This window comes from Streptomyces broussonetiae, assembly GCF_009796285.1.
Classification (GTDB): domain Bacteria; phylum Actinomycetota; class Actinomycetes; order Streptomycetales; family Streptomycetaceae; genus Streptomyces; species Streptomyces broussonetiae.
On the sequence record NZ_CP047020.1, the window covers coordinates 1,158,004 to 1,182,839 of the forward strand.

Annotated in this window: 18 protein-coding genes and 1 pseudogene; 13 read left to right on the forward strand and 6 right to left on the reverse strand. The window is 71.4% G+C overall.

Annotated features, from left to right (window positions below; all coding sequences use genetic code 11):
* Positions 1–273: 273 nt before the first annotated feature.
* Both GQF42_RS05595 and hemC read left to right on the forward strand, forming a co-directional pair.
* The gene (locus GQF42_RS05595; protein WP_199273030.1) at positions 274–1,230 is read left to right on the forward strand and encodes an ATP-dependent DNA ligase; all 957 of its coding nucleotides are present in this window, start codon (positions 274–276) and stop codon (positions 1,228–1,230) included.
* Between the two features lie 19 nt (positions 1,231–1,249).
* Complete coding sequence (gene hemC / locus GQF42_RS05600) at positions 1,250–2,191, forward strand: hydroxymethylbilane synthase (protein WP_199272579.1); 942 nt, start codon at positions 1,250–1,252, stop codon at positions 2,189–2,191.
* A 72-nt stretch (positions 2,192–2,263) separates the two neighbouring features.
* Here the strand turns inward: hemC and GQF42_RS05605 are convergent, their stop codons facing one another.
* The 4 genes from GQF42_RS05605 to GQF42_RS05620 all read right to left on the reverse strand — a co-directional run bounded on the left by GQF42_RS05605 (position 2,264) and on the right by GQF42_RS05620 (position 5,162).
* Positions 2,264–2,788, reverse strand: a complete 525-nt coding sequence (locus tag GQF42_RS05605) for a hypothetical protein (protein ID WP_158918207.1) — start codon at positions 2,786–2,788, stop codon at positions 2,264–2,266.
* Positions 2,789–2,978: 190 nt separating this feature from the next.
* Positions 2,979–3,824 carry an ABC transporter permease gene (locus GQF42_RS05610; protein WP_158918209.1) on the reverse strand — a complete coding sequence of 282 codons (846 nt, stop codon included), beginning with the start codon at positions 3,822–3,824 and terminating at the stop codon, positions 2,979–2,981.
* Positions 3,784–4,671, reverse strand: coding sequence for an ABC transporter ATP-binding protein (locus tag GQF42_RS05615; protein WP_233273258.1), 888 nt, complete (start codon positions 4,669–4,671; stop codon positions 3,784–3,786). Before GQF42_RS05615 ends, GQF42_RS05610 begins: the two co-directional genes overlap by 41 nt.
* 35 nt (positions 4,672–4,706) lie before the next feature.
* Positions 4,707–5,162 (reverse strand): MarR family winged helix-turn-helix transcriptional regulator, encoded by a 456-nt coding sequence (locus GQF42_RS05620; protein WP_158918211.1) that lies wholly within the window; start codon positions 5,160–5,162, stop codon positions 4,707–4,709.
* Positions 5,163–5,281: 119 nt separating this feature from the next.
* Here GQF42_RS05620 and GQF42_RS05625 point away from each other — a divergent pair, with 119 nt between their 5' ends.
* Positions 5,282–6,091 (forward strand): VOC family protein, encoded by an 810-nt coding sequence (locus GQF42_RS05625; RefSeq protein WP_158918213.1) that lies wholly within the window; start codon positions 5,282–5,284, stop codon positions 6,089–6,091.
* On the opposite strand, the gene glgX is transcribed toward GQF42_RS05625, so the two are convergent.
* Together glgX and GQF42_RS05635 are read right to left on the reverse strand one after the other, a co-directional pair.
* On the reverse strand, positions 6,088–8,199 hold the full coding sequence (gene glgX / locus GQF42_RS05630) for a glycogen debranching protein GlgX (RefSeq protein WP_158929816.1): 2,112 nt from the start codon (positions 8,197–8,199) through the stop codon (positions 6,088–6,090). The genes GQF42_RS05625 and glgX overlap by 4 nt on opposite strands.
* 29 nt (positions 8,200–8,228) lie before the next feature.
* On the reverse strand, positions 8,229–8,741 hold the full coding sequence (locus tag GQF42_RS05635; protein WP_158918215.1) for a pep a2: 513 nt from the start codon (positions 8,739–8,741) through the stop codon (positions 8,229–8,231).
* Positions 8,742–9,046: 305 nt separating this feature from the next.
* On the opposite strand from GQF42_RS05635, the gene GQF42_RS05640 reads away from it, so the two are divergent.
* From GQF42_RS05640 to GQF42_RS05685, 10 genes and pseudogenes are all read left to right on the forward strand, one after another.
* Entirely contained in the window at positions 9,047–9,346 is a 300-nt protein-coding gene (locus GQF42_RS05640; protein WP_158918217.1) for a DUF5133 domain-containing protein, read from the forward strand.
* Positions 9,347–9,453: 107 nt separating this feature from the next.
* Entirely contained in the window at positions 9,454–11,445 is a 1,992-nt protein-coding gene (locus GQF42_RS05645) for an alpha-1,4-glucan--maltose-1-phosphate maltosyltransferase (RefSeq protein WP_158918219.1), read from the forward strand.
* A complete protein-coding gene (treS, locus tag GQF42_RS05650) occupies positions 11,442–13,157 on the forward strand; it encodes a maltose alpha-D-glucosyltransferase (protein ID WP_158918221.1) in 1,716 nt (571 codons plus the stop codon). Before GQF42_RS05645 ends, treS begins: the two co-directional genes overlap by 4 nt.
* A gap of 28 nt (positions 13,158–13,185) precedes the next feature.
* The gene (locus GQF42_RS05655) at positions 13,186–14,550 is read left to right on the forward strand and encodes a maltokinase N-terminal cap-like domain-containing protein (RefSeq protein ID WP_158918223.1); all 1,365 of its coding nucleotides are present in this window, start codon (positions 13,186–13,188) and stop codon (positions 14,548–14,550) included.
* A 4-nt stretch (positions 14,551–14,554) separates the two neighbouring features.
* Positions 14,555–16,768 carry a 1,4-alpha-glucan branching enzyme gene (gene glgB, locus GQF42_RS05660; RefSeq protein WP_158918225.1) on the forward strand — a complete coding sequence of 738 codons (2,214 nt, stop codon included), beginning with the start codon at positions 14,555–14,557 and terminating at the stop codon, positions 16,766–16,768.
* A gap of 91 nt (positions 16,769–16,859) precedes the next feature.
* Positions 16,860–17,948, forward strand: a complete 1,089-nt coding sequence (locus GQF42_RS05665; protein WP_158918227.1) for a glutamate--cysteine ligase — start codon at positions 16,860–16,862, stop codon at positions 17,946–17,948.
* Between the two features lie 174 nt (positions 17,949–18,122).
* Positions 18,123–20,020, forward strand: a pseudogene (locus GQF42_RS05670) (AMP-dependent synthetase/ligase).
* A gap of 221 nt (positions 20,021–20,241) precedes the next feature.
* Positions 20,242–21,624: an NAD(P)/FAD-dependent oxidoreductase gene (locus GQF42_RS05675; RefSeq protein ID WP_158918229.1), complete on the forward strand. Its 1,383-nt coding sequence runs from the start codon at positions 20,242–20,244 to the stop codon at positions 21,622–21,624.
* A gap of 194 nt (positions 21,625–21,818) precedes the next feature.
* Entirely contained in the window at positions 21,819–24,053 is a 2,235-nt protein-coding gene (locus tag GQF42_RS05680) for an FUSC family protein (protein WP_158918231.1), read from the forward strand.
* A gap of 281 nt (positions 24,054–24,334) precedes the next feature.
* A complete protein-coding gene (locus tag GQF42_RS05685; RefSeq protein WP_158918233.1) occupies positions 24,335–24,793 on the forward strand; it encodes a cyclic nucleotide-binding domain-containing protein in 459 nt (152 codons plus the stop codon).
* Positions 24,794–24,836 lie beyond the last annotated feature (43 nt).

Genomic DNA, 24,836 nt, shown 5'->3' on the forward strand with positions numbered 1-24,836 from the left:
AGGTCGGCCGCCCCGGTCGGCCCGGGAGCGCCGACCGGGGCGGGGGCGGGGCCGCCTCGGCGCACGCGTGGTCCACGCCCGCTTTGCCGGGCGACAGCGGTCGCCTCCGGACACCGGGCGCGGGGCGGGCTCGCCCCTGCCCTGAGCGCACACGAGCCCTGCGCCGCCCCGCGGGCCCGTTCAGGGGAACCGCCGGGCAAAGGCGCGTGCGGTCGCCGGATGCGGTCGAGACCTTCAGCCGTGACCGCCGTATCCCTGCCGCTCATCGCGCCGATGCTCGCCACCGCCGGCAGGCTGCCGCCCGCCGCCCAGGACGCGCGATGGGCGTACGAGACGAAGCAGGACGGCCAGCGGGCGATGGCCTATCTGCCCGGAGACGGCAGTGTGCGCCTGCGCGCCCGCTCGGGCGAGGACATCACCGCGGCCTATCCCGAACTCCGGCCGCTCGGCGGCGCCCTGGGCACTGCGCCCGCCGTGCTGGACGGCGAGGTGCTGGCCCTGGACGAGCGGGGCCGGGCCGACTTCCAGCTGCTGCAGAGCCGGATGGGCCTTGCGCACTCCCCCGCGCGGGCGGCGCGCCGAGCGGCCCAAGTGCCGGTCCACCTGGTCCTGTTCGACGTGCCCTACCTGGGGGAATCCCTGGTGCGGCAGCCGTACGCCCGGCGCCGGGCCCACCTGGAGGAGCTGGGCCTTACGGGGCCCTACTGGTCGACGCCCGGCGCCGTGACCGGGCACGGCGCCGAGGCGCTCGAGGCGACCAGGGAGCACGGTCTGGAGGGTCTGGTGTGCAAGCGGCTGGACTCGGTGTACGAGCCCGGGGTGCGCTCCCGCGCCTGGATCAAGATTCGGAACATGCGGACCGAGGACGTGATCGTGGGCGGCTGGCTGCCCGGCAGGGGACGGCTGGCCGGACTGCCCGGCGCGCTGCTGGCCGGTCAGCGCGACACGGGCGGCCGGCTGCGGTACGTCGGCGGGGTGGGCACCGGCTGGAGCGAGGCGGAGCGCGGGGAACTGGCCCGGCTGCTCGAGGCCGCCGCGAGCAGCCGGTGTCCCTTCGAACCGGTGCCGCGGATCGCCGGGGCCCACTGGGTGCTGCCCAGGCTGGTCGGCGAGGTCGGCTACAGCACCCGTACCCGGGCGGGGTTGCTGCGCCAGCCGTCCTGGCGGAGACTGCGCCCGGACCTCGCTCCGGAGGACTCTGCGGCGGACCTGCCCGAAGACCTCCGATGAGGGGCGGGGGGTCTATCGTGTGGGCATGCCGGTTCCCGAACTGATCCGTATCGTCTCCCGCGACTCACCCATGGCCCTGGCCCAGGTCGAGCGCGTCCGCGCCGAGTTGGCCGTGCTGCACCCCGGTGTACGCACCGAGGTCGTCCCGGTGAAGACCACCGGCGACAAGTGGCTCGGCGATCTGTCCAAGGTCGAGGGCAAGGGGGCGTTCACCAAGGAGGTCGACGCGGCGCTGCTGGCCGGGAAGGCCGATCTCGCGGTGCACTGCGTCAAGGACGTGCCCGCCGACCGGCCGCTGCCCGCCGGGACGGTGTTCGCCGCGTTCCTCAAGCGGGACGACATCCGGGACGCGCTGATCCACCCCGACGGGCTCACCCTGGACGAGCTGCCGGCCGGCACCCGGATCGGGACCTCCTCCGTGCGCCGGATCGCCCAACTGGCCGCGACGCACCCGCATCTGGAGTGCGTGCCGTTCCGTGGCAACGACAACCGCCGGCTGGAGAAGCTGGCCGCCGGTGAGGCGGACGCGCTGCTGCTGGCGGTGGCCGGGCTGGAACGGATCGGCCGCACCGACGTGATCAGCGAGGTGCTGTCCACGGAGACGATCATGCCGCCCATCGGCGCGGGCATCCTCGCCCTGCAGTGCCGGGAGGACGATCCCGACGTCATCGACGCGGTCAGCGGGCTCGGCGACCCGGACACGCACCGGGAGGCGACCGCCGAGCGGATGTTCCTGCATGTGCTCCAGGGCCACTGCAACAGCCCGATCGCCGGGTACGCGCGCGTGGACCGCAGCGGCGAACTCTCCCTGCGGGCCTGCGTGTTCACGCCCGACGGCAAGACCCGGCTGAACGCCCACGAGTGGGCGGGCCGGCTCGATCCCGCCACCCTCGGCACCTCGGTCGCGGTGGCACTGCTCCGACAGGGCGCGCGCGAGATCATCGACGGCATCCCGCACTGACCTCACTGACCGCGCGGGCCGTACGGCCGCTACGGGCGAGCGCCGTCGGCCCGGCCCGCGTCGAGGTCAGGGTCAGGTCGTGCCGGGTTCCGTCTGGTCCCGCAGGAAGGCGCTGACCTGGTGGGCCAGGCTGCCCTGTGCGGAGCCCGTGGGCGCGGTCGCGGCGGTCGCCTCCAGCAGACCGATGCCGCCCGCCCACAGGCGGCGCTCCGCCCACTCCTCGTCCACCCGAAGCTGCACCTGCACATCCACATGGGTGAGGTCCGCCTCGGGGGCGGCGGCGTAGAGCACGGCCGTGGCCCGGCGCAGCGGATAGACGTCGAAGCCCTCGATGAACTGGGAGTTGCGCCAGTCCATGAACGCGGCCTCGCCGTCCGGGCCGACGCGGACGTCGATCTGGCCGTCCTCCAGATGGATGCCGTAGTGCCGTGCGCCGCGGTTCTCGACGGTCACCCGGACGCTGAAGTACGTCAGCCCCGCCGCGGCGTCGTCGCGTCCGCGCGGCGGCTCCGCCGCCTCCAGGCGGTGGACGCGGACCCGCAGACCGGCATGCTCCTCGTACTCGTGCCAGTCCCCGACCACGTTCGGCTCGTACACAGTGCCCCTCTCGACCTTCGAGAGCTGCTGTCTATCTGTGCGCTCAGTGCACTGTCAAATGAGCAGAATGCACTGTGGCCAGGTGGTTCGCCCGCTTTGATCGCTGATCAAGCGCTGCCCAGGAAGAATCCGTTCAGGGCCGCTTTCGGCAGGGTACGCGCGCGTGCCGCACATCACGTCCGCGGCAAGATCACCGGGCCAGCCGGCCGAGCAACGACGACGCCGCGGCGATGCCGAGCGCGGCGGCGACCGCCAGCACCACGAAGTCGGGGGCGAGATGCGACGGCGTGCCGAGCAGCAGCCCGCGCAGCGCGTCGACCTGATAGCTCAGCGGGTTGACCTTGCTGACGGCCTGGAGCCAGCCCGGCATCACCGATACGGGGTAGAGGGCGTTGGAACCGAAGAACAGCGGCATGGTGATCGCCTGGCCGATGCCCATCAGGCGGTCGCGGCTGATCACGATGCCCGCGATGGTCATCGACAGGCAGGAGAAGAAGGCGGACGCGAGCACGACGGCCGCGGCGACACCGAGCAGCTTGAGCGGGTTCCAGGTCAGCGCGACGCCCAGCAGGGCCGCGATGACGATCACGACGACGGCCTGGATCAGCGACTTCACCCCGGCCGCGAACGCCTTGCCGGTGATGAGCGCCGAGCGGGGGGTCGGAGTGACGAGGAGTTTGTTCAGGATGCCGGCGTCGCGCTCCCAGATGATCTGGATGCCGTAGAAGATCGCGATGAACATCGCGGACTGGGCGATGATGCCGGGCGCCATGAAGTCGATGTAGGGAATGCCACCCGTGGGTATCGCCCGTATGCGGGTGAAGGTCTGGCCGAAGATCAGCAGCCACAGTGCGGGCTGGACGGCACGGGTGTACAGCTCGGTGCGGTCGTGGCGCAGCTTCTGCAGTTCGACCGTGCACATGGCGACGACCCGGGCGGGCAGCAGCCGCCAGCCGGCGCGGGGCACGGGCGGGGTCAGCAGAAGGTCCGTACGGTCAGCCGACCCGGTGTGCGGTGCGGCGGGTGCTGCGGACATCGCGGAAGCCTCCTCCGGACGTGTCGTCGAGACCGCTGCCGGCGACGTCACGGAAGACGTCCTCCAGCGTGGGCAGGGCGTCGGTGCCCTGGCGTTCGGCAAGGCCCCGGCGCAGCTCGGCCGGGGTGCCGAGGGCACGGATCCGGCCGTGGTGCATCAGGCCGACCCGTTGGCAATACTGGTCGGCCTCGTCCATGTAGTGGGTGGTGACCAGGACGGTCATGCCGGTGGCGGCGCGTACGGTGTTGATGTGCTCCCAGACGCCGGTGCGGGCGATCGGGTCCAGGCCGATGGTGGGCTCGTCGAGGATCAGCAGCCGGGGCGCGCTGACCAGGGCCTGGGCGAGTTCGAGGCGTCGGACCATACCGCCGGAGTAGGTGCCGGCGAGCCGGTCGGCGGCGTCGGCGAGGCCGACGGCGGTGAGTGCCTGGGTGACGCGTGCGGCGCGCTCGCGGCGGGAGACGTCGAAGACGCGGGCGAACAGGGCGACGTTCTCGCGGCCGGTGAGCCCGCTGTCGGCGGACAGCTGCTGCGGGACGTAGCCGAGGAGCCGGCGCACCGCCATGCGCTCCTTCGCGGCGTCATGGCCGAAGACGTGGACCATGCCGGCGGGGACGGGCAGGAGGGTGGTGATGCAGCGGATCGCGGTGGTCTTGCCCGCGCCGTTGGGGCCGAGCAGTCCGAAGACCTCGCCCTCCCGCACGGCCAGGTCGAGCCCGTCGACGGCTTTGGTGTCGCCGAACGCATAGGCGAGGCGGGTGCAGGTGACGGCCTCGGCGGCGCCTTCCTCGACGCCTTCTCCGGCGGGGCTGCCTGGCAGGCCCGCGGTGTCGCTGTCAGGCGTCATGGTGCCTGGACCTCCGTCATGATCCTCGGCCTGGGTCATGGTTCCTCGGCCTCCTCGTGCAGGGTGACGGCCAGCTTGCGCAGCGCCGGCAGCGCCGCGCGCAGGGCCTCCCGGTCGGTCTCGTCGAGCCGCGAGACATGCCGGACGACCAGTTCGGCCCGGCGGCGCTGCCAGTCGGCGAGGCGCTTCTCCGCGGCCCCGGTGAGCAGCAGGCGCGCGGCCCGCCGGTCGGCCGGGTCGGTCTCCCGGAGCAGATATCCGCCCCTGACCAGTTGGTTGACCAGGGTCGACACGGAGTTGCTCGCCAGGTGCAGCGCCTTGGCCGCATCCGAGATGCCGATGCCGGGCCGGGACTCGACCAGCCGCAGCAGCTCCACCTCGGCGCCGCGCAGCCGGGGCAGGGTGAGTCCGCCGCGCAGGCGCCGCCGGATCAGCCGCTGGATCCGCACCAGCGTGTCGGCCAGCTCCTCCGGGTAGGCCTCGTATTCCACATGAGAATATTATCTCTGCTACAGAGGTATGTGGCCCAAAGGGAGGTCAAGGAGCGCAAACCGGTCCGCGCAGTGGACACTGGTGCCAGACCAGCCCCTAGAGGCAGGACACGACCGCCATGAACCACGACACCTCCGTCGGCGGTGGACCGCGCAAACGAGACGTCGTGTCCACGCACTCCGTCTTCGGCGCCCCGTGCTGGGTGAGTCTGACCAGCCGTGACCTCGATGCCACCCAGGAGTTCTACACGGCACTCCTGGGCTGGCGCTGGCGCGGTGCCAAGCTCGGCGACCACTTCCGCATAGCGCTGGCGGACGGGGTCCCGGTGGCGGGGATCGCCGCCGTCGCGGCCATGTGGCACATGTCGGTCGCCTGGACGCCGTACTTCGCCGTGCCCGACGCCGACCTGGCCGTGGCCCGGGCCCGCGAGCGCGGCGGTACGGCGGCCGTCGGGCCGCTGTCCTTCGCGCCGGGCCGGGCCGCGCTGCTCGCCGACCGGGACGGGGCCACCTTCGGGATCTGGCAGGGGGAACTGGTGGGCAACTGGGAGGCGTGGCGGCGGGCGGCCCCGACCTTCATCCGGCTGCACACCCGCAACGCCTTCGACGCCGCGATGTTCTACGGCGAGATCCTCGACTGGGCGACCGGAGTGCCGGGCTGCTGCGAGGTGGAGTACGAGGGCGGCGAGGTCGTGCTGCGCAGCCAGGGCGACATCGTGGCCCGGATCGACTCCGGCGCGGCGGAGGCGGCACCGGATCCGTCCGTACGGCCGCACTGGCAGATCCATTTCTTCGTCGCGGACGTCGCGGGCTGTGCCCGCACGGCCGAGAAGCACGGCGGCAGCGTGCTGAGCGAGGCGGAGGACGAGGCGATCCTGCGGGATCCGGACGGGGCGCAGTTCACGGTGACATCCCGCCGGGAGCGTTAGGGAGCCGCGACTGTGCACAGCAGGATCAGGCTGCGTGCCTCCGTGCGCACCCTCGTACCCGCCTTGTGCTCGCGTTCGTCCGCGATGCCGTCCGGGTCGGTGGTGTCGATCAGGGTCGTCCAGCGTTCGGCGAAAGCGGGGCCGGGCAGGCGGAAGTCGACCGGTTCCCAGTAGCCGTTGACGAGCAGGAGGAAGGAGTCGTCGGTCATCCGGCGCCCGTAGGAGTCGCGTTCGGCGATGGCGTCGCCGTTGAGGAAGACCGCGACCGAGTGCGCGTCATCGCGCTGCCAGTCCCGGTCGGTCATCTCGCGGGCGTCGGGCCTGAGCCACATCAGGTCGGGCAGCGGCTGTGCGGCGTTGGTCGCGGTCTCGCCGCGGAAGAAGCGGCTGCGGCGCAGCACCGGGTGGGCGGCGCGCAGGGCGATGAGGCGCCGGGTGAACTCCGTCAGGGACCGCTGCGTGTCGGTCGGTTCCCAGTCGATCCAGGAGATGGCGTTGTCCTGGCAGTAGGCGTTGTTGTTGCCGCGCTGGGTGCGGCCGAGTTCGTCGCCGTGGCAGAGCATCGGGATGCCCTGCGACAACAGCAGGGTCGCCAGCAGGTTGCGCTGCTGGCGGGCGCGCAGTTCGAGGACGGCGGGGTCCTTCGTCGCCCCCTCCGCGCCGCAGTTCCAGGACCGGTTGTGACTCTCGCCGTCCCGGTTGTCCTCGCCGTTGGCCTCGTTGTGCTTGTCGTTGTAGGAGACGAGGTCGCGCAGGGTGAAACCGTCGTGCGCGGTGACGAAGTTGACGCTGGCGCGCGGCCGGCGCCGGTTGTGCTGGTACAGGTCGGAGGAGCCGGTCAGCCGGGAGGCGAACTCGCCGAGCGAGCCGGGCTCGGCCCGCCAGAAGTCCCGTACGGCGTCCCGGTACTTGCCGTTCCACTCCGACCACAGTGGCGGGAAGTTGCCCACCTGGTAGCCGCCCTCGCCCAGGTCCCACGGCTCGGCGATCAGCTTGACGCGGCTGATCACCGGGTCCTGCTGGATCAGGTCGAAGAACGCGGACAGCCGGTCCACCTCGTGGAACTGCCGGGCGAGCGTCGCCGCGAGGTCGAAACGGAAGCCGTCGACGTGCATCTCGGTGACCCAGTACCGCAGGGAGTCCATGATGAGCTGCAGGACGTAAGGGTGTCGCATCAGCAGGCTGTTGCCGGTACCGGTGGTGTCGTAGTAGTGCGCCCAGTCGCCGTCGACCAGCCGGTAGTAGGAGGCGTTGTCGATGCCCCGGAAGGACAGGGTCGGGCCCCTTTCGTTGCCCTCGGCGGTGTGGTTGTAGACCACGTCGAGGATCACTTCGAGGCCGGCCGCGTGCAGCGCCTTCACCATGGCCTTGAACTCGTTGACCTGCTCGCCCCGGGTGCCGAAGGCGGCATAGGCGTTGTGCGGGGCGAAGAAGCCGATGGTGTTGTAGCCCCAGTAGTTGGCCAGGCCGCGGTCCTGCAACACGCCGTCCTGGACGAACTGGTGCACCGGCATCAGCTCCACCGCGGTCACTCCGAGCGAGGTCAGGTGCTCGAGGACGGCGGGGTGCGCGAGGCCGGCGTAGGTGCCGCGCAGGCGCTCGGGGACGTCCGGGTGGGTGCGGGTCAGGCCGCGTACGTGCGCCTCGTAGATCACCGAGTCCGAGTACGGCGTCCGGGGCGGGCGGTCGTCACCCCAGTCGAAGTACGGGTCGGTGACCACGCCCAGCATGGAGTGCCCGGCGCTGTCGGCGGGCGCCGGGCCGTCCGGGGCGCGTTCGTACAGCGAGGGGTGGTTGTCGATCTGGCCGTCCACGGCCCGGGCGTACGGGTCGAGCAGCAGCTTCGCCGGATTGCACCGGTGCCCCAGGGACGGCTGCCAGGGGCCGTGCACCCGGTAGCCGTAACGTCGGCCGGGGGCGATACCGGGCAGGTAGGCGTGCCAGACGAACCCGTCGACCTCGTGCAGCCGAACGGGGGTCTCGGTGCCCGCGTCGTCGAGCAGGATCAGCTCGACCCGCTCGGCGACCTCGCTGAACAACGCGAAGTTGGTGCCCTGTCCGTCGAACGAGGCACCCAACGGGTAGGGCTGCCCGCTCCACACGGGCAGCCCGTTCCGGGACCGGGAGGTGCGAGCCGTCACCGGCTGGCCTCCAGGGCGTCGTCCAGGGCACCGGCCGGGCCGGCCAGCACCACCACCGGGATGTCGCGCGGCACCGGCAGACCCTGCCGCAGGGTGGGCGCGGGGGCGGTGGGCACCAGCGGGACCCGCTGGCCGGCGCGGGCCCGCTGCGAGAACCAGATGATCTTGCTGCCGCTGTCCGAGGCGCAGCAGCCCCAGCCGTCGCTCATGGCGGCGATGTCCGCCAGGCAGGCGCGCAGGTCCTGGTCGGGGCGCAGATCGGGGTCGTCGTCACCGAAGGCGGTGATGAGGTGCTGTCCGTTCCACCACATCTCGATCGAGGTGTGCTTGTCGGACGCGTGCTGGTGGATCGCCCGCAACAGCAGTTCGGCGCCGCGGCAGACGGGTTCCGCCAGGTTGTCCAGGTCCCAGTAACGCAGGTGGGCGGCCAGGATGCGGCTGACCTGTCCCACCCGTTCCGGGCTGACTTCCACGTCAAGGTGGTAGTAGCAGGGCACTGCGGTCTTCATCGTCGCTTGCTCCTCACCGGCGAAGCTCGTGCTCCCCTCGCCTGTCCGGGAGGGATCCCGAACACACAGCGTGAAAGCTGATCGCTTCTGAGTCACCCTCAACGGTGCGGGCACTACGCCATTCGTGCAACACGAGCGCCCGACACACCAACCGTGGTTGAAGCTCCAACAAGACGCTGCGTCGTCGTGCGTGCACCATAAGTGAAAGCCTCGATCGCCGTAACGGTGCCGTGCCCTTCCGCGCGCGGACGCCACCCGACCGTCGGGAACGCGCCCAGTCGAGAGCGTGAAAGGTGAAGAGGGCGATGCTGCTACCCGCCAAGGCCGAAGTGGCCCGGCAGTTGCGGCGTTATCGGGCGTGGGAGCGCGTGATGCTCGCCTCGCCCCACGACCGCACGGTCCGGGCCACGTTCGAGGACTCGGGTTACACGCTGTGTGTGCTGATGGGCAAGCGGTGCGCCCGCGAGGCGGCTGAGGCGGCCGAGCGCTATCTGCGCACCAACCTGGTCACCTACCTGCGCGAGCAGGACGGCCGGCCGCGATCGCGCCGGTCGGTGAGAAGAGCGCCGCCACCGGAGCGGCGTTCCACGGCGCCAAGCCCCTGAGCTGGCACCGTACAAGGCGTTCCCCTCGGGACCGACGTGAGCCGGTCCCTCTCGGATCGCGAAGCCGGGCCAGGTGCCCGGCTTCGCGCACGGCGGAGGTGAGATACATGCGCAGGACCCCGGCCATCGGCCGTGTACCCGTACGTGACGTCCGGCCGGCCGTGGACTGCGGCAGGCGCCCCGCGAAGGCGGTGACCGGGGAGACCTTCCAGGTCACCGCCACCGTGTTCCGTGAAGGGCACGACGCCGTGGGTGCCAATGTGGTCCTGCGCGATCCCAGGGGCCGCCGTGGCCCGTGGACGCCCATGCGGGAGCTGTCCCCCGGCAGTGACCGCTGGGGCGCGGAGATCACCCCGGACACGACCGGCCGCTGGACCTACCGGGTGGAGGCCTGGTCCGATCCGCTGGCCACCTGGCGGCACGCCGCCTCGGTGAAGGTGCCGGCCGGCATCGAGGTCGGGCTGGTGCTGGAGGAGGGCGCCGAGCTGTACGAGCGGGCCGCCGCCGCAGTGCCCAAGGGGCCGGAGCGAGACGCTGTCCTCACCGCGGCGCGGACCCTCGGCGAGGACTCCCTGCCGGTGCACGAGCGCCTTGCGGCGGCGCTGGCGCCAAAGGTGCGCAGGGTGCTGGAGCGTCATCCGCTGCGGGAGTTGGTGACCGCGTCCGAGGCGATGCCGTTGCTGGTGGAGCGGGAGCGGGCGCTGTACGGCTCCTGGTACGAGTTCTTCCCGCGTTCGGAGGGCACCGCCGGGCAGCCGCACGGCACATTGCGTACGGCCGAGCGGCGGCTGAAGCCGATCGCGGACATGGGCTTCGACGTGGTCTACCTCCCGCCCGTCCACCCCATCGGGACGACCTTCCGTAAGGGCCCGAACAACTGCCTCACCGCCACCCCGGACGACGTGGGCGTGCCGTGGGCGATCGGCTCGCCCGAGGGCGGGCACGACGCGGTCCATCCCGCGCTCGGCACCCTCGAGGACTTCGGTCATTTCGTGGCCCGCGCAGGGGAGTTGGGTCTGGAGGTCGCCCTGGACCTCGCCCTGCAGTGCTCTCCGGACCATCCCTGGGTGGAGAAGTACCCGCAGTGGTTCCACCACCGGCCCGACGGCACGATCGCCCACGCGGAGAACCCGCCGAAGAAGTACCAGGACATCTACCCGCTCGCGTTCGACGCGGACATGGACGGGCTCGTCGCGGAGACGGTCAGGATCCTGCGGCACTGGATGGGGTACGGGGTGCGGATCTTCCGGGTCGACAACCCGCACACCAAGCCGGTCGTGTTCTGGGAGCGGGTCATCGCCGAGATCAACGACCGGGACCCGGACGTGATCTTCCTGGCGGAGGCGTTCACCCGCCCGGCGATGCTGCACACCCTGGCCCAGATCGGCTTCCAGCAGTCGTACACCTACTTCACCTGGCGTAACACCAAGCAGGAACTGACCGAGTACATGGGCGAGTTGACGGGTGAGGCGGCGGCGTACATGCGGCCGAACCTGTTCGCCAACACCCCCGACATCCTGCACGCCTACCTCCAGCACGGCGGACGTCCCGCCTTCGAGGTGCGTGCCGTGCTCGCCGCCACCCTCTCCCCCACCTGGGGCATCTACAGCGGCTACGAACTGTGCGAGAACACCCCGCTGCGCGAGGGCGGCGAGGAATACCTCGACTCCGAGAAGTACCAGCTCAGGGCCCGGGACTGGGCGGCCGCCGAACGCGCGGGCCGCAGCATCACGCCCCTGATCACCCGCCTCAACACCATCCGCCGCCGCCACCCCGCACTCCAGCGCCTGCGCAACCTGCACTTCCACCACGCCGACAACGACGCCGTGCTCGCCTACAGCAAGAGCACGGGACCGGACACGGTCATCGTGGTCGTCAATCTCGACCCGCATCACACCCAGGAGGCCACGGTCTCGTTGGACATGCCGCAACTCGGCCTGAACTGGGACGCCACCCTGTCCGTACACGACGAACTGACGGGCGAGACGTACCACTGGGGCAGGACCAACTTCGTGCGCCTGACGCCCGGCAGTGCGCCGGCCCACGTGCTCCACGTCGGGCGGTCGACACCCCGAAACGGAGGGCCCGCAGCCTCATGACCGTCAACGAACCCGTACTGGACACGTTTGAGGACACTCCCGCCAAGGACCGGGACCCGGAGTGGTTCAAACGCGCGGTCTTCTACGAGGTCCTGGTCCGCTCCTTCCAGGACAGCAACGGCGACGGCGTCGGCGACCTCAAGGGCCTGACCGCCAAGCTGGACTATCTGCAGTGGCTCGGCGTGGACTGCCTGTGGCTGCCGCCGTTCTTCAAGTCCCCCCTCAGGGACGGCGGTTACGACGTGTCCGACTACACCTCCGTACTCCCCGAGTTCGGTGACCTCGCCGACTTCGTGGAGTTCGCGGACGCGGCCCACCAGCGCGGCATGCGCGTGATCATCGACTTCGTCATGAACCACACCAGCGACCAGCACCCGTGGTTCCAGGAGTCCCGCAAGAACCCCGACGGCCCCTACGGGGACTACTACATGTGGGCCGACGACGACAAGCAGTACGAGGACGCCCGGATCATCTTCGTCGACACCGAGGCCTCCAACTGGACCTTCGACCCGGTCCGCGGCCAGTACTACTTCCACCGCTTCTTCTCCCACCAGCCGGACCTCAACTACGAGAACCCGGCCGTACAGGAGGAGATCCTCGCGGCCCTGAGGTTCTGGCTCGACCTCGGCATCGACGGGTTCCGGCTCGACGCCGTCCCCTATCTCTACGCGGAAGAGGGCACCAACTGCGAGAACCTGCCCGCGACCCACGAGTTCCTCAAGCGGGTGCGCAAGGAGATCGACGCCATGTACCCGGACACCGTGCTGCTGGCGGAGGCCAACCAGTGGCCGGAGGACGTGGTCGACTACTTCGGTGACTACGCCGCCGGCGGCGACGAGTGCCACATGGCCTTCCACTTCCCCGTCATGCCCCGCATCTTCATGGCCGTGCGCCGCGAGTCCCGCTACCCCGTCTCGGAGATCCTCGCCAAGACCCCGGCGATCCCCTCCAACTGCCAGTGGGGCATCTTCCTGCGCAACCACGACGAACTGACCCTGGAGATGGTCACCGACGAGGAACGCGACTACATGTGGGCCGAGTACGCGAAGGACCCACGGATGCGCGCCAACATCGGCATCCGCCGGCGCCTCGCCCCGCTCCTGGACAACGACCGCAACCAGATCGAGCTGTTCACCGCCCTGCTGCTCTCCCTGCCCGGCTCGCCGATCCTCTACTACGGCGACGAGATCGGCATGGGCGACAACATCTGGCTCGGCGACCGCGACGCCGTACGCACCCCCATGCAGTGGACCCCCGACCGCAACGCCGGCTTCTCGAAGTCGGATCCGGGGCGCCTGTACCTGCCGACGATCATGGATCCCGTCTACGGCTACCAGGTCACCAACGTGGAAGCCGCGATGTCCTCGCCCTCGTCGCTGCTGCACTGGACCCGCCGCATGATCGAGATCCGCAAGCAGAACCCTGCCTTCGGCCTCGGCTCGTTCACCGAGTTGCAGTCCTCCAACCCGGCGGTGCTGGCCTTCCTGCGCGAGTACGGCGACGACCTCGTGCTGTGCGTCAACAACTTCTCCCGCTTCGCCCAGCCCACCGAACTCGACCTGCGGGCCTACGACGGACGGCACCCGGTCGAGCTGATCGGCGGCGTGCGTTTCCCCGCCATCGGTGAACTGCCGTATCTGCTGACCCTGCAAGGCCACGGCTTCTACTGGTTCCGGCTCACCCGAGTCGCATCCCGGATCGGCTGCCGCTGAACGCCCGGCGCCGAGGAAAGGACGCGTCATGCCGAAGACCATCACTGTCCCACCGAGAACCGCGGCCGGCGTCGAGGGGCCGCTGGCGTCGTTGAGCGGGCTGCTGCGCGAGTGGCTGCCGGGTCAGCGCTGGTTCGCGGGCAAGGACCGGCCCGTCACGGATCTGTCGGTGCTGTCCGTGACCGAGCTGTTCCCGGGGTGTCTGCATCTGCTGGTGCATGCCTCGCACGCGCCGGTGCCCACGCCCGGCGGCACGCCCCCGCCGGGCGACTGCTACCAGTTGCTGCTCGGCCTGCGCGAGCAGCCCGCCCCGCGGCTGGAGCGGGCGTTCATCGGACGCGCCGGACAGGGCCCGCTGGCCGGACTCGCGGTCTACGACGCGCTGCACGACCCGCGCTCGGCCCATCTGCTGCTGGAGCGGCTGCGGTGCCCCGGTACGGCGGGACCGCTGCGGTTCGAGACGGCTCCGGGCGCCGAGGTGCCCGGCGGGCTGCCGCCGCGCCTGCTGGACGCCGAGCAGTCCAACTCGTCGATCGTGTACGGCGATTCGTTCATCCTCAAGGTCTTCCGCCGGATCCAGCCGGGCGTCAACCCGGACCTGGAGGTGTCGGCCGCCCTGGCCGCACAGGGGTGCACCCGGGTGCCGGCGCCGGTGGCCTGGTTCGGCACGAGCGAGCCGCAGCCCGCCACGCTCGGGGTGCTCCAGCCGTTCCTGCCGGACGCGACGGACGGGTGGACGCTGGCGCTGCGTGCGCTAGCCGCGGGCGACGACTTCACCGCCGAGGCCTGTGAGCTGGGCCGGGCCATGGCCGAGGTGCATCTGGCGCTGGCCGGGGCGTTCGGCCCGGCCGATCCGGGCGAGAACGGCCGTACGGCGCGGGCGATGAGCGCGCGGCTGGAGGCGGCCGCGCACGCGGTACCCGGGCTGCGGCCCTTCGTGCCGGGACTGCGGGCCGCGTTCGCGGCGCTCGCCACGTGCGACACCGGGCCGCCCGCCCAGCGCATCCACGGAGATCTGCACCTCGGCCAGGTGCTGCGGGCCGGTCGCGACTGGTTCGTCATCGACTTCGAGGGCGAGCCGTCCCGGCCGCTGGCCGAGCGGCGGGCCCCGCACTCCCCGGTACGGGACGTGGCGGGGATGCTGCGCTCCTTCGACTACGCGGCCCGGCAGCGGCGCCCCTGGCGACCCGAATGGGCGCGCCGCTGCCGTGAGGCGTTCTGCGCGGGCTACGCGGCCCGCGCAGGCTGGGATCCACGCAAGAAGCACGCGCTGCTGCGCGCGCACGAGACGGACAGGGCGGTCTACGAGGTGCTGTACGAGGCGAGACACCGGCCGGACTGGCTGCCGGTACCGATGGCGGCGATCAAGCGACTAGCCGTGTGGGGAGGCTGACGTCATGGCCCTGCGCGACACCGCGCTTCCCGAGGCCGCCGGTCCCGCGCCGGTCACGGCCGCCGCGTTGGAGACGGCCGAGCGTGGCCGGCTGCTCGGCGGCGCCCACCACGATCCGCACGCCCTGCTGGGCGCCCATCCGGTGCCGGGCGGCACCCTGTTCCGGACGCTGCGCCCCAACGCCCGCGCGGTGAGCGTCGTGGCCGACGGCACGCGCAGCCCGCTCCTGTCGGAGGGCGACGGTCTGTTCGCCGCCGTACTGCCGTACCCGCAGCCCCCGGCGTCGTACACGCTGCTGGTGACGTACGACGACACCGAGCAGGAGGTGCACGACCCGTACCGCTTCCTGCCCGCCGTCGGTGAGCTGGATCTGCATCTGATCCGGGAGGGCCGGCACGAGCAGCTGTGGCAGGCGCTCGGCGCGGAGCCGATGACCCACCAGGGTGTGGCCGGGACCCGCTTCTCGGTGTGGGCGCCCAACGCCCAAGGGGTGCGGGTGGCCGGGGACTTCACGTACTGGGACGGGACGCAGTACCCGATGCGTTCGCTCGGCGCGTCCGGGGTGTGGGAACTGTTCCTGCCCGGGATCGGCGAGGGCGCCCGGTACAAGTTCGAGATCACCTCCCGGCACGGCCACCGGTTCCTCAAGGCCGACCCGATGGCGCGGCGCACCGAGGTGCCGCCGGACACCGCGTCCGTCGTCACGGCGTCGCGCTACAAGTGGCGCGACGCGAAGTGGATGGCGCACAGGGGCGACACGCCCGTGCACCAGGCTCCGTTCTCGGTCTACGAGGTCCATCTGCCCTCCTGGCGACCAGGATTGACATACCGCCAGCTGGCTTCCGAACTACCCGCTTATGTCGCGGAGTTGGGCTTCACACACGTGGAGCTGATGCCGGTCGCCGGGCATCCCTTCAGCGGGTCCTGGGGGTACCAGGTCACCTCCTACTACGCCCCGACGCCCCGCCTCGGCTCGCCGGACGATTTCAAGTACCTGGTGGACGCGCTGCACCGGGCCGGCATCGGCGTGATCATGGACTGGGTGCCGGCGCACTTCCCCAAGGACGACTGGGCGCTGGCCCGCTTCGACGGGGAGCCGCTGTACGAGCCCGGGGACTGGCGGCGGGCCGAGCATCCGGACTGGGGGACGTACGAGTTCGACTTCGGGCGCACCGAGGTGCGCAACTTCCTCGTCGCCAACGCGGTGTACTGGTGCCAGGAGTTCCACATCGACGGGCTGCGGGTGGACGCGGTCGCCTCGATGCTCTATCTCGACTACTCACGGGACTCCGGGCAGTGGGAGCCGAACGCCTTCGGCGGGCGGGAGGACCTGGACGCGGTCGCCTTCCTCCAGGAGATGAACGCCACCGTCTACCGGCGCTGCCCGGGCGTGGTGACCATCGCGGAGGAGTCCACCGCCTGGGACGGGGTGACCCGGCCGACCGACAGCGGCGGGCTCGGCTTCGGGCTCAAGTGGAACATGGGCTGGATGCACGACTCGCTGGAGTACGTGCAGAAGGAACCGGTGCACCGCAAGTACCACCACAACGAGATGACCTTCTCGATGGTGTACGCCTACAGCGAGAACTACGTCCTGCCGATCTCGCACGACGAAGTGGTGCACGGCAAGCAGGCGCTGGTGTCGAAGATGCCGGGCGACTGGTGGCAGCGGCGCGCCAACCACCGCGCCTACCTCGGCTTCATGTGGGCCCATCCGGGCAAACAGCTGTTGTTCATGGGGCAGGAGTTCGCACAGGGGGCCGAGTGGTCCGAGCCGCACGGCCCCGAGTGGTGGCTGCTGGGCGACGACTACCACTCCGCGGGTGACCACCGGGGCGTGCGGGATCTCGTACGGGACCTGAACGTCACATACCGGGCGACGCCGGCCCTGTGGCAGCGGGACACCGATCCGGGCGGTTTCCGGTGGGTGCTGTGTGACGCGGCGGACGACAACGTATTCGCGTTTCTCCGGTTCGACGCCGAGGGGTCCGCCCTGCTCGCGGTCTCGCACTTCTCCCCCGTCGTCCGCCGCGACTACCGCCTGTGGGTTCCGGATGCCTTCCCCGCCTGGCAGGAGACACTGAACACGGACGACACGCGCTATGGCGGAAGCGGTGCCGGTGCCGGGGAGCCCGGGGCGCTGCTCGTGCCGAAGGACGGGTGTCTGCGGCTCACGCTGCCGCCGCTCGCCACTGTCTGGTTGACGCCCGTGCGCTGAGCGCGCAGGTGTCGGCCGACGCCCGGGGGGCAGTCAGGGTCGTACGGACTTTCGTCTGCCCCCCGCGGTCTGAACAGAAGGGCGGCCCCACGTGCGCACTGTCGGTGTGGAGGAGGAACTCCTGCTGGTCGACCCGGACACCGGTGAGCCGAAGGCGCTGTCGGCCGCCGTCCTCACCCGGGCCGTCCATGACGATCCCGGGCAGGAGGTGTTCCAGGCGGAGCTGTTCGGGCAGATGCTGGAGGTGGCCACGCATCCGCACACGGGCATGGCGGAGCTGGGCGCCGAGATCGTGCGCTCCCGCAAGGAGGCGGCCCGGCTCGCCGGCGAGGCGGGTGGCGCGGTCGCCGCGCTGGCCACCTGCCCGCTGCCGGTCACCGGCTCGCTCACCCAGCAGGAGCGCTACCGCTGGATGGCCGGGCAGTTCGGCATCGGCACCCAGGACCAGCTGGTCTGTGGCTGTCATGCCCATGTGTCCGTGGCGTCCGACGAGGAGGGCGTCGCCGTTTTGGACCGGATGCGGCCATGGCTTCCGGTGCTCCGCGCGCTCAGCGCCAACTCACCGTTCTGGCAGGGCCGGGACACCGGCTACGCCAGTTTCCGCAGCCGGTTGTGGGCCCGCTGTCCGTCGGCGGGGCCGACCGAGCTGTTCGGCTCGGCGGGGCGCTACCACGAGCAGGTGAGCCGCATGCTGGCCAGCGGGGCCGTCCTCGACAAGGGGATGGTCTACTTCGATGCGCGGCTGTCCGCGAAGTACCCGACGGTGGAGATCCGCGTGGCGGACGTCTGTCTGCGCGCGGAGACCACGGTCCTCGTCGCCGCGCTCGCCCGGGCCCTGGTGGAGACGGCCGCCCGCGACTGGCGGGCGGGCCGGCCGGCGGCCGGCCACAGCGTGAGCCTGCTCCGGCTGGCCGCCTGGCACGCCGCCCGCTTCGGCCTGAACGGAGATCTGCTGGACCCCGCGACGATGCGGCCCCGCCCCGCGCCCGAGGTGGCGCGCGCGCTGCTGGAGCACACCCGGGAGGCGCTCGCGGACAGCGGCGACGCGGCTCTGGCCGAGGAGGCCCTGGCCGCTCTGCTGCGCCGGGGCACCGGCGCGCGCGAGCAGCTCGGGATGCTGGACCGCACCGGCAGCCTGCGGGAGGTCGTCACCGAGTGCGTACGCCGCACCCAGGGCTGAGTGCTCCGGCGGCGGATCGGAACATACAGCGGCCGAAAGAGACACGGCCGGGTCATCGGACGATCACGACTTCTCCGTTCCCTGCACCGGAGGGGCTCACCTCGGCTACATTCGAGCACCGCCGACCACAGAGCCGATCGGCGGTGTGACCCTCCGTACAGCCAGGAGCAGCGCATGCGCGATGTCGCCCTCGCTCCCACCGTTGTCCCGCCGCTCACCGGCGGCCTCGCCGACAGCCTCTTCGACACGGCGGAACGCACCCCCGCCCTGCCGCTGCTCGCGTTCCGCGTGGACCCTTCGGCCTCCCGGTGGCAGGAGGTGACGGCGGTCGAGCTGCGGGACGAGGTGGTCGACCTGGCCAAGGGGCTGGTGGCCGCCGGGATCTCGCCCGGGCACCGAGTGGCCCTGATGGCCCGCACCCGCTACGAGTGGACCGTCTTCAGCCATGCGCTGTGGGCGGTGGGCGCGGAGCTGGTACCGGTCCATCCGTGCTCCTCGCGCGACCAGGTCGAGTGGATCCTGCGGGATGCCGGATGCGTGGCCGTGGTCGTGGAGGACGAGCAGGGTGTCATGACCGTCGGCACGGTGTGCGCCCGGCTGCCCCGGCTGCGCCATGTCTGGCAGCTGGACGCGGGCGCGCTGCCCGAACTCGTCGAGCGGGGCGCCGACGTGCCGTACACCACCGTTGAGTCGCTGCGCCGGATCGTGCTGCCCGACGCCACCGCGGCCGTCGTCTACACCTCCGGTGCCTCCGGCCACCCCCAGGGCTGCGCGCTGAGCCACCGTTCCCTCGCCTACCCCTGCGACACCCTGCTGGCGGGCTGGGCGCACGTGGCGGCCCCCGCGGGCGAGCAGCCGTCCGTGCTGGCCTTCCTGCCGTTCTCCCATGTGTACGGCATCATGATCATGCTCATGTGTGTCCGCGGCGGGGTCCTGATGGCGCACGAGCCGGAGGTGTCCGAGGCGGCTCTGGCGTCGGCGCTCGCCACGTTCCGGCCGACGTATCTGTACGGCGTGCCGTCGGTGTTCGAGAAGCTGTACAAGAACTTCCTGCGTACGGCCGGACAGGCGGGCCGGGGCGCCCTGTTCGAGCGGGCCGCGCAGACCGCGCGGGACTTCGCCCTGGCCGAGGAGCGCCGCCGGCTGGGCGCCGGTCAGGGTCCCGGGCTCGAGCTGCGGCTGCAGCACGCCGTGTACGAACGGACGGTGTACCGCAGGCTGCGTGCGGTGCTCGGCGGCCGGTGGTGCGCGGCACCTCCGGCGGCTCCTCGCTCAGCCGCGAACTGACCCTGTTCTACGAGGGCATCGGCATCGTCGTCAACGACGGATACGGGCTCACCGAGTCCTCCGGCGGGATCACCATGCAGCCGCTCGGCCGGGAGAAGTCCGGGACCGTGGGCCGACCGCTGCCCGGCACGGACGTCCAGGTGACCGACGACGGGGAGATCCTGGTGCGCGGCCCGTCGGTGTTCCAGGGCTATGTCGGCGACGAGGCGGCGACGCGGGCCGCGCTGCGCGGCGGCTGGCTGGCCACCGGGGACATCGGACGGCTGGACTCCGAGGGGTATCTGACGATCACGGGGCGCAAGAAGGACATCATCGTCACCAGCGGTGGCAAGAGCGTCGCCCCGGCCCCGCTGGAGCAGCGACTGCGTATGCACCCGCTGGTCCACCAGGCCGTCGTGCTCGGCGACGACCGGCCCTGCGTCGGTGCGCTGATCACCCTGGACCCGGAGTTCCTCGCGCACTGGCGGGCCGCACTGGCGCTGCCGGGCAGCAGCCCGGGCCGGGAGAACCGCGAGGAGAACGCGCTGCGGGAGGAGATCGCGCGGGCGGTGGCCTCCGCCAACAGTGCCGTCTCGCGCGCGGAGTCCATCCGGGTCCACCGGGTCCTGCCCGAGCCGTTCGCCGCGGACAACGGCCTGCTGACGCCGTCGATGAAGCTGCGCAGGGACGCGATCGTGCACCACTACGCCGCCGAGATCGAGGCGATGTACCAGGCGCGTTCGGCGGCCGGCCGGGGTGTGCAGGAGGTGGCGGACTGGGACGAGCCGGACGACGTCTTCCGCTGAGCGGACACGGCCACAGCGGCCTCGACACGTGTACGACGTTTATCCGTGCGACAACCGGTCACTGTGCTCTGCGTGGGTGCATGCTGGTGCCCACGCGTTCGTCTGCCTGCCGCAACCCAGCTGGCGGACCGGCTCGGGGCACGGTGGGATCGAAGCCGGTGCGCAGCGGCCCAGGGCACGCGAACGGCGTCGAGTCGGACCGCCTGGAGCCGCAGAAAGGGATGAACACCGTGACACGACCCAAGGTCCTGGTGGTTGGCGCAGGCTTCGCCGGAGTCGAGTGCGTCCGCCGCCTGGAGCGGAAGCTCGGCCCCGACGAGGCGGACGTCACCCTGGTGACGCCGTACTCCTACCAGCTCTATCTGCCGCTGTTGCCCCAGGTCGCCTCGGGCGTGCTCACCCCGCAGTCGATCGCCGTCAGCCTGCGCCGCAGCAAGAAGTACCGCACCCGGATCCTGCCGGGCGCCGCGGTCGGCGTGGACCTGAAGGCCAAGGTGTGCGTGGTGCGCACCATCACCGACAAGCTCGTCAACGAGCCGTACGACTACATCGTGCTGGCCCCGGGCAGCGTGACCCGCACCTTCGACATCCCGGGGCTGCTCGACCACGCCTTCGGGATGAAGACCCTCGCCGAGGCCGCCTACATCCGCGACCACGTCATCACCCAGCTCGACCTCTCCGACGCCAGCGACGATCCGGCCGAGAAGGCCGCGCGGCTGCAGTTCGTGGTGGTCGGCGGCGGCTACGCGGGCACCGAGACCACTGCCTGTCTGCAACGGCTCACGCACGCGGCCGTGCAGCGCTATCCGCGTCTCGACCCCGGCCTGATCAAATGGCATCTGATCGACATCGCGCCGCGGCTCATGCCCGAGCTGGGCGAGAAACTCGGCCGCAGCGCGCAGGAGATCCTGCGCCGGCGCGGGGTCGACGTGTCGCTGGGGGTGTCGATCGACAAGGCCGGTGCGCAGGAGGTCACCTTCACCGACGGCCGGGTGGTGCCGACGCACACGCTGATCTGGACGGCCGGTGTGGCCGCGAGCCCGCTGATCGGCACGCTCGGCGCGGAGACGGTCCGCGGGCGGCTGGCGGTCACCGCGGAGATGACGGTGCCCGGGCACGACGGTGTGTTCGCGCTCGGGGACGCGGCCGCCGTGCCCGACCTGGCCAAGGACGAGAAGGGCGCGATCTGCCCGCCCACCGCGCAGCACTCCATGCGGCAGGGCAAGAAGGTCGCCGACAACGTCATCGCGACCCTGCGGGGCGAGCCCCTGATGCCGTACGTGCACAAGGATCTCGGGCTCGTCGTCGACCTCGGCGGCAGGGACGCCGTGTCCAAGCCGCTCGGCATCGAGCTGCGCGGACTGCCCGCCCAGGCGGTGGCCCGCGGTTACCACTGGTCGGCGCTGCGCACCAATGTGGCCAAGACCCGCGTGATGACCAACTGGCTGCTGAACGCGGTCGCCGGCGACGACTTCGTCCGCACCGGCTTCCAGGCCCGCAGGCCCGCCAGGCTGAAGGACTTCGAGCACTCGGACTCGTACCTGACACCGGAGCAGGTGCGGGCCCAGGTGGAGGGCGGGGCCGGCAAGACCGGGAAGGGGTGAGGGCCCGGCGCCTCCAGGGGGCACGGGGAACTGCGCGACCAGCCGAGACGATTGCCGCAGACGTACGACGGCGCATGACCCCGACCGAGGGCAACAAGGTCGCGCACTCGTGCGATGCTGGGACGTAGATCGATTTCTGGTACGGGAGAGAGCGCGGCGGCGTGAGGGCAGCGGGACGGTCGGGTCGGGTACGGATGCGGGACCGGCTCGCGGCATCGGATCCCGGGCTGCTGCGGCTGACCGCGGGGCTGCGCACGGTCGTCGCGATCGCCCTCACCCTCGCCGTCCTGGCCGCCCTGCGGGTGCCGGTGCCGCATCTGGTCGCCGGTGCCATGGCGGCGATGGTGTCGACCTTCGCCATCCGGGAGAAGCAGCGTTCGCAGCAGGCCGTCACGCTCGCGCTCGGCCTGCCGGTGGCGCTGGCCTCGGTGTCGCTGGGCGCGCTGCTCAACGAACGGGTCGTCATCGGCGACCTGTTCTTCGTCGCCCTCATCTTCGCCGCGGTCTACAGCCGCCGGTTCGGCGACCGCGGGACGGCGCTGGGGCTGATCGGCTTCCAGATCTACTTCCTCTCCCTGTTCGTGCACGCGACCGGCTCCGCGCTGCCCGGACTGTACGGGGTCATCTGCATGGCGTTCGCGTGCAGCGCCCTCGCCCGCTTCGTGCTGCTGCCGCAGACCCCCGCGGGCACGCTGGACCGGCTGCGGGGCGCCTTCCGTGCCCGGCTCGCCCAGCTGATCGCCGTACAGGCCGAGTTGCTGGACGCCGGCCCGGACGAGGTGGACAAGGTCCTCGAGGACCTGCGCACCGCCACCGCCCGGCTGCACGAGACAGCGCTACTGATCCAGGGGCGGCTGGAGGACGGCACCTCCGACCCGGCGGTGGCCCGGCTGCTCCAGCGCCGCATCGCCGACGCCGAGATCGCCTCCGAGCGGCTCGGTCTGCTGCTGCTCACCGCGCGCAGCGCCGAGCGGACCGACACCCTCACCCTGCACCTGCCGGGCGCCGCGCTGCCCTCCGGCGGTGCGCTGCCGGTGCAGGACGAGGCGACGGTGGCACTGCGCCGGGACCTTAGGTCGCTGCGGCAGCTGATGCTGCGGCCGGTCGGCGAGGCCCGGGGCACGGCGCTCGCCCATGTGCGCAACCGGCTGCTCGGCTACCGCGAGGAGGAGAACCTGCCGAAGGCCTCCCCGGCCGTGCAGGACGTCTTCCGTGGCCTCGGCGAGGCGGCCCGGGCCGCGCTGGGGCTGCGGGTCGCCCTGGACGAGGCGCCGGCCGGGGCGGACGACAGCCCGGCGACCATCCGCTCGCGCGAGGAACTGGACGCGGAGGACGCCGCGATCGAGGCCGGCGAGGAGGACGAGAAGCCGGAGCCGACGGGGCTGCGGCGGCCCACGACACGGGCTGCGGTCCAGGTGGCCGTCGGCTCCTCGCTGGCCATCGTCGGCGGCGAGCTGCTGTCCAGCCAGCGCTGGTACTGGGCGGTGCTGACCTGCTGGATCGTGTTCATCAACACCGCCTCCACCGGCGAGATCCTGGTGAAGGGCTACCGTCGGCTGCTGGGCACGGTGCTCGGCGTGGTGGCCGGCATCGGGCTGGCCGGGCTGGTCGGGCAGCACACCTGGACGGCGTTCGCGCTGGTGCTGTTGTTCATCTTCGCGATGTTCTACACGGCTCCCCTGTCGTACACGCTGATGTCGTTCTTCGTCACGGCCATGCTCGGACTGCTGTACACGCTGCTGAACACCTACACCTTGTCGGTTCTGGTGCTGCGGATCGAGGAGACGGCGCTCGGCGCGGTCTGCGGGGTGATCGCGGCGGCGGTGGTGCTGCCGATCCACACCGACCGCCGTACCAACGAACTGCTCGTGGAGGTGCTGGACCGGCTGGAGGGCGTCACCCGGGCCGCCGTCGACCAGTTGAGCGGTGGGGCCGGTGCGGATCTGGTGGAGCAGGCGCGCGATCTGGACCAGGCGCTGGCGGATCTGCGCGCGGCCATCGACCCGCTGACGCATCCGATCACCCCGCTGCGCTCGCGCCGCAACACCGCCCGGTACGTGGTGGCGCTGCTGGAGACCTGCGCCTACCACGCGCGCTCCCTCGCGGCCACGGCCGAGCTGCTGCCGACACACCCGTCGATCGCCGCGGATCCCCGGCTGAGCGGGGCGTGCGCGCGGATCCTGCACAACATCGAGGCGATCGCGGCGCATGTCGCCGACCCGCGCTCCACGGCGGTCATGGAGAGCGGCCGGAGCATCGCCTCGATGCTGGAGCCGGGCACCCTGCGCACCCCGCGCTACGGCCGGGTGACCGACCGGGTGCTGCGTCATCTCCAGCGCCTGGACGAGGCGGTCTCGGGTCTGGCCCGGCCGCTCGGCATCCCCGGGCCGGACGCCCGGGCGGGCGGGAAGGTGAAACAGGTCACGTGACCCGCTCCGGATTGCACATATGCAGTCCGGATGGTTTATCGTTCATACATACGTGATGCCGGAGTGGACCGGAACCGCCTTTCCCCTCCCTCCCTGCGTCACCAAGAGCAGCCCTGGCTGGCTTCCCCCGTCCAGCCAGGGCTTTCTTCTGCCCGCACGCGCCACCGGACAGGTGATCCGGCACGCGGTGCCACGCCCTTCGAGGTGCCCGGAACGGCGGCAGCGGCTGAAATGGGCTTGACGAAACCACCCGCACCGCCGCCGGTGAGGAGCCCCGCGCCATGACCAAAGCGATCAAACTGCTCACCGCCCTGCCCCAGGCGCAACGCGAGCGCCTGATGGAGCTGGCCGAGGAGGTCTCCTTCCCGGAGGACACCCGCATCTTCGAGGCGGGCGGCACCGCCGACCGGTTCTGGGTGATCCGCTCCGGCGCGGTCCATCTGGACACACAGGTCACCTCCCGGCAGCGGGTGACGGTGGCCACGCTCGGCGCGGGCGACCTGCTCGGCTGGTCCTGGCTGTTCCCGCCGTACCAGTGGGACTTCGGTGCGGTCGCCTTCAGCAACGTACGGGCCTACCAGTTCGACGGGCCCTCCGTGCTCGCGCTGTGCGTGGAGGATCCGCTGCTCGGGCTGTCGCTGGTGCGGACGGTGGCCGAGGTCCTCGCGGGCCGGCTGGAGACGACCCGCGGCAAGCTGATGGACCAGTACGCGATCCGGCGGCGCACCGGTCTGCTGTGAGCCGGTCTGCTGTGACGCAGCCCCGGTGTGCGGCCGGGCCCGT

Coding starts and splice junctions, on each gene's coding strand:
- treS (WP_158918221.1), top strand. CDS start 11,442: ATGACCGTCAACGAACCCGTACTGGACACGTTTGAGGACACTCCCGCC.
- GQF42_RS05675 (WP_158918229.1), top strand. CDS start 20,242: ATGAACACCGTGACACGACCCAAGGTCCTGGTGGTTGGCGCAGGCTTC.
- GQF42_RS05645 (WP_158918219.1), top strand. CDS start 9,454: ATGCGCAGGACCCCGGCCATCGGCCGTGTACCCGTACGTGACGTCCGG.
- GQF42_RS05595 (WP_199273030.1), top strand. CDS start 274: ATGCTCGCCACCGCCGGCAGGCTGCCGCCCGCCGCCCAGGACGCGCGA.
- GQF42_RS05615 (WP_233273258.1), bottom strand. CDS start 4,671: ATGACGCCTGACAGCGACACCGCGGGCCTGCCAGGCAGCCCCGCCGGA.
- GQF42_RS05640 (WP_158918217.1), top strand. CDS start 9,047: ATGCTGCTACCCGCCAAGGCCGAAGTGGCCCGGCAGTTGCGGCGTTAT.
- GQF42_RS05655 (WP_158918223.1), top strand. CDS start 13,186: ATGCCGAAGACCATCACTGTCCCACCGAGAACCGCGGCCGGCGTCGAG.
- GQF42_RS05635 (WP_158918215.1), bottom strand. CDS start 8,741: ATGAAGACCGCAGTGCCCTGCTACTACCACCTTGACGTGGAAGTCAGC.
- glgB (WP_158918225.1), top strand. CDS start 14,555: ATGGCCCTGCGCGACACCGCGCTTCCCGAGGCCGCCGGTCCCGCGCCG.
- GQF42_RS05625 (WP_158918213.1), top strand. CDS start 5,282: ATGAACCACGACACCTCCGTCGGCGGTGGACCGCGCAAACGAGACGTC.
- GQF42_RS05685 (WP_158918233.1), top strand. CDS start 24,335: ATGACCAAAGCGATCAAACTGCTCACCGCCCTGCCCCAGGCGCAACGC.
- GQF42_RS05610 (WP_158918209.1), bottom strand. CDS start 3,824: ATGTCCGCAGCACCCGCCGCACCGCACACCGGGTCGGCTGACCGTACG.
- GQF42_RS05680 (WP_158918231.1), top strand. CDS start 21,819: ATGCGGGACCGGCTCGCGGCATCGGATCCCGGGCTGCTGCGGCTGACC.